Genomic DNA, 3,711 nt, shown 5'->3' with positions numbered 1-3,711 from the left:
TAGGTTACGCCAAGGACGACAAAATTCGCGATAAAAAAAGAAAATCTTCTGACGCCATTTATAAAATAATTTCAAAAGACTGATAAAAAGAAAACTAGGTTCACATTTATGGACCTAGTTTTTTACATTATGGGTTTGATATAGCCAAGCTCCATGGCAGTGTTATAAGCCTCAACAAGGTTTTTCGCCCCAAGCTTTGCGTAAATATTAAAAAACATAGCTATTATTAAATATCTAATAAAGGAGAATACATTGCCTACAATAGGCATATCTACACTTGTAGCTAGCTGCAATGCAGCCACTATATCCATAGCTGGATATAGTGTATATATAATTACCAAAAAACAAACTTTTTTACCTCTATTTGCAATAAATCTGTAATTTTCATAATATTCAAGCCTTTTAAATTTGCCTATCCACCATTCTAGTTTTCTCTGTCTTCAACAAACAAACTATTACAGTAATAAAGATACATATTATAATAAAAAATATATTTAAATATAGACACACTTTAATTGGAAGATTTGCTCCTATAGTAATTTCATTTATACTAAATTCCTTGGTAAATTTAACCAACATTATAGAAATTACCATAATTATCATAATATTGGCGGAAAAAATAGTAGCCAGAATTTCTACTAAATTTTCTAGAATTATTTCCCCTCTAGTAAAGCCCATTCTAAATAATAATTTAAAATCATCTTCTTTAAAAGAAATTAAAGATATTATGTTTTGAGCAATAATTACTAATGCTAAAATCATGCAAGGAAAATAAAGAAATTTTATTGTTTCAAATTCATGATTAGAAAAATTTTTCAAATATTCATTTACATCTTCTGAACCTTTTAAAACTCTCGCATTAGGTAAAATTTTTAGAACTTCCTTTTCCAATTCGAGTTTTCCAAGACTTAAGTTATTTATGTAAATCTTATTGTTTATCTTGTCGAGACCTGGCAAAAATTCATTAGTATTGTAGTCAAGATATATTTTAGGCAATAGAAGATACGGTACGGATCCAAAAACTGCAACTACCTCATATGTCTTCTCTTCTCCATTATAATATGTAATTTTTATTTCATCTCCAAGTTCATAATCATTACTTGCACCAATCTTATTTTTAGATATATTATCTATACTTCCTGCCTCGAGGTCTAAATTAACCATAAGACTCTTATCATTGATGTAATTAACTCCTACATAATGATCATCTTCTGCAGCATCATAATAGCTTAAAGTGTTTGTAATTATTAAATCTTGTGTACCCTTAATCTCTAATAGCTTTTCTTGAGCATAAGCATCTATTTTTGTTGGATTTATAATGGCATATATCCCTTCTCCCATTTTCTTATTTTGAGCATTATACTCTCTATTCATCCTTACTACACTTGCCTCTGAAAAAAGTGCAAAAATCGAAGGTATTATAACTGCTAAAAGAATGGGTGTGGCAAGCGAAAGATTTTTTTGTGTATTCATTAAAACTCGGCCTCTACAATAAGAAGCTAATGCCGAATTTTTTAACACCAAGACTTTTGCTATTAAACTAGAAAATTTCGGAATCAATATAGGGGCCACAATTATAACAAGAGCTATCGCTAAAGCTCCAACTCCTTGAATATCTATTATAGTCCCTGTTTCTACCGGCTTAATTAAAGTATAATATAGAAATATGAAAAATAATATTAAACCAATAATAGCTCTTAGAATAATATTTCTCTTGCTAAGAGTTGCTATCTCGTTTGATTTAATAAATAGATCTATAGGTCTTGTCTTTATAACATTTATGCTTGCTGTTAAACTTGCTATAATAACCATAACAAAAATAGCTAATAAACTTATTACGCTAGATTGTAATCCTGGTCTTAGATTAACCATTAAAAGACTATCATATCCTGGCTTGAAAATAAAATAAAAGAAAAACTTTACATAAGCTTTTATAAAAAATCTAGACAAAAATATTCCAAGAACCGAAGCTATAATATTTAAAATTAAAGTTCTAAATAAAAGAATTTCAATAATCTCCTTATTATTTAGACTATTAAGTTTTAAAAGAGCCCAATCTTTATCTTCCTGCTTTATCGAAAAATAAATTGTCCCTATTAAAAGTAAAAATCCAAAAAATAAAATCATTAAAAATTGAAGTTGAGATCCATTCACTATATCTCCAAGTATAAGATTATTTTTTTTTCTATTAAATGTAGAAAAAATTAAATCATTATTTGGGTTTAATGTAGCCAAATACCACGCAGATGTTAAACTTAGAGTTATAGAGATTAATGTCATAGATAAAAACATCCATAAGTTAACTAGCTTATTTTTCCAAATCATCCTTATAGCAATTTTTACTTTCATCTTAATCTTTCCCTCCTAATTTCTTGTTTTCTTCAAGATCTGTAAAAATTTCTAAAATCTTTTCGATGCTTGGCTTATTAATTTCTTGACTAATCTGACCATCAAGCAAAAATAGTACTCTGTCCATTTGAATCGCTACGTTAGGGTCGTGTGTTACAACTATAGTGCTTGTACCTATATCATTCAGCTTTTTCATTTCCTTCAAAACATTGTAAGAAGAATTGGTATCCAGTGCCCCTGTAGGTTCGTCTGCAAAAATAAGGTCTGGTTTAAATAAAAGGGCCCTGGCTATGGCAACTTTTTGTCGTTGACCACCAGACAATTCTGCTGGATAAGACTTCTCTTTACCACTTAAATTTAACAGATGCAAAGTTTCTTTTAATTCTTTCATATTTAGTCTTTTTTTGATAAGACTATTTTTCAGCTCAATGTTTTCTTCTACATTTAAGACAGGAATTAAGTTAATATCCTGAAATATAAAGTCAAAATTTTTTCTATACAATTCATTTAACTTTTTCGAGGAAAGTGTTCTAATATCTTTGTTTAAAAATAAAATCTCTCCCTTACTAGCCCTTATCATTCCACATAAACAATAAAGAAGAGTAGACTTTCCTGAACCAGAAGGTCCCATAATTGCAATTGACTCGGCTTTTTTTAATGATAAAGATATATCTTTTAAAGTATAATTTTTCCCATCAAAAGAATGAAAAAGATTTTTTACATTAATAACATCCATATAATCATCTCCATTTGTAATAAAAGACCTCCTAAAATTATATTTCACTTTAAGGAGGTCTTATTGTTTAATAGTTTCTTTCGTAATTCAAGGCTAATCACAAGCAATAACTATTAACTTTTTAGCCTTTCAAGTAATAGTATACACTATCGTTTATATCAGTAATAATTATTTGCACATAATGCTTATTGAACTTCTAGTATTGCAACTATTGCTTTGACTAGATTTTCTAGAAACTACTTTACTTTCGTTAGCCTTTATTTCTTGTAGTTTTAGTATTTTAGCTGACATTATATTTAGGCAAAAACAAAAGGTTCTCCTGCTTTTTGAACTTTTATGAAAAAATCGCTAATATCGTACATATATTCCAAATATTTAAAGTCCATAATATCCACGGCTAAACCACTATCTTGTAAACTTTTTCATTAGTATTTTTCAACTTGAGAATACTACCTTATTTAATTTTTGTCAATTATTATTTTAAATCTTTATTCAATTTTATGTAGAGGCTATAATTGTTGAGAGATCAAATACAAAAAATAGAGAGTCATGTAGGGACTATGACCCAGATAGAGAAGTTGAAGTTGAAAAACTCGAAGCCTGCCTTGAAAGTATGAAGCTCGCTC

3 protein-coding genes are annotated in these 3,711 nt (G+C 28.5%); all 3 read right to left on the bottom strand.

Annotated elements, in window-relative coordinates; translation table 11 throughout:
- Nucleotides 1-122: 122 nt before the first annotated feature.
- Entirely contained in the window at nt 123-341 is a 219-nt protein-coding gene (locus tag RQ907_RS08020) for a hypothetical protein (RefSeq protein WP_311492850.1), read from the bottom strand.
- Nucleotides 342-402: 61 nt separating this feature from the next.
- Nucleotides 403-2,349, bottom strand: coding sequence for an ABC transporter permease (locus RQ907_RS08015; RefSeq protein WP_311492849.1), 1,947 nt, complete (start codon nt 2,347-2,349; stop codon nt 403-405).
- A 1-nt stretch (nt 2,350) separates the two neighbouring features.
- A complete protein-coding gene (locus tag RQ907_RS08010; protein ID WP_062571983.1) occupies nt 2,351-3,085 on the bottom strand; it encodes an ABC transporter ATP-binding protein in 735 nt (244 codons plus the stop codon).
- Nucleotides 3,086-3,711: the final 626 nt, after the last annotated feature.

The sequence above is a fragment of the uncultured Anaerococcus sp. genome (assembly GCF_963510575.1).
In the GTDB taxonomy this organism is placed as follows: domain Bacteria; phylum Bacillota; class Clostridia; order Tissierellales; family Peptoniphilaceae; genus Anaerococcus.
Note: the sequence above shows the minus strand (reverse complement) of the source record. Positions and strands in the feature narration are given on the sequence as shown.

Bases quoted from the DNA above. Each gene is read 5' to 3' on its own strand.
- RQ907_RS08015 (WP_311492849.1), bottom strand. From the start codon at position 2,349: ATGAAAGTAAAAATTGCTATAAGGATGATTTGGAAAAATAAGCTAGTT.
- RQ907_RS08010 (WP_062571983.1), bottom strand. From the start codon at position 3,085: ATGGATGTTATTAATGTAAAAAATCTTTTTCATTCTTTTGATGGGAAA.